The organism is Adlercreutzia equolifaciens, assembly GCF_029076695.1.
GTDB lineage: Bacteria > Actinomycetota > Coriobacteriia > Coriobacteriales > Eggerthellaceae > Adlercreutzia > Adlercreutzia equolifaciens_A.
In genome coordinates this window covers 1-528 of the sequence record NZ_JARFIK010000012.1, presented here as the reverse complement: position 1 = coordinate 528, position 528 = coordinate 1, and the positions used below count along the sequence as shown (strand labels likewise).

The 528-nt window shown below is 46.6% G+C and carries 1 protein-coding gene; it reads right to left on the bottom strand.

Going from position 1 to position 528, the window contains the following annotated elements; translation table 11 throughout:
• Positions 1–19: 19 nt before the first annotated feature.
• The coding region (locus tag PZH32_RS11205; RefSeq protein WP_275208328.1) for a hypothetical protein at positions 20–528 on the bottom strand (509 nt) is incomplete at its 5' end.

The window sequence follows — 528 nt, the reverse complement described above, 5'->3', positions numbered from 1 at the left end:
CCGATTTGTCGATTTCTTTTTACTTACCAAGCATACCATATAACAGCATAAGAAACACTAAAATATTACAGACCATACCGCCCCAAAACAGGTACAGCTTTAAGCCCTCATATCTGAAAAAGCTGTTCTTGCTTTCCTCCAGCTCCCGGATCTTCTGCTTCATCACGCTTGTAAGTGTATCAGACTGCTTCTCAAGAAGCTTTGTAGCCCTCTGTATAGCCTCTATATTCGCCTGTAACGCCTTTCTAACCTCTTGGACGGTGTTTTCCTTAACCTCATCTTTCAGGCTCCCAATCTCGCCCGATATAGCGTCTTGAAGCAATTCGTTGCTGTTCTTCAGCAGCTCTACGCTCTGCTTCAGCTCGCTGATGAGCTTCCTGTTCTGCTCTGCGTCTCTCTGCCTGTTCTGCTCTGCCCTTACTTGTTCTTGATTTGACTGCTTCATCAATTCCTCGCAGTTCTCGCTCGACATCGCCAACGCTTCTTTGAGCAGACTGTTTTCCAGCTCTGTCCGGCTCTGTCGGTTTA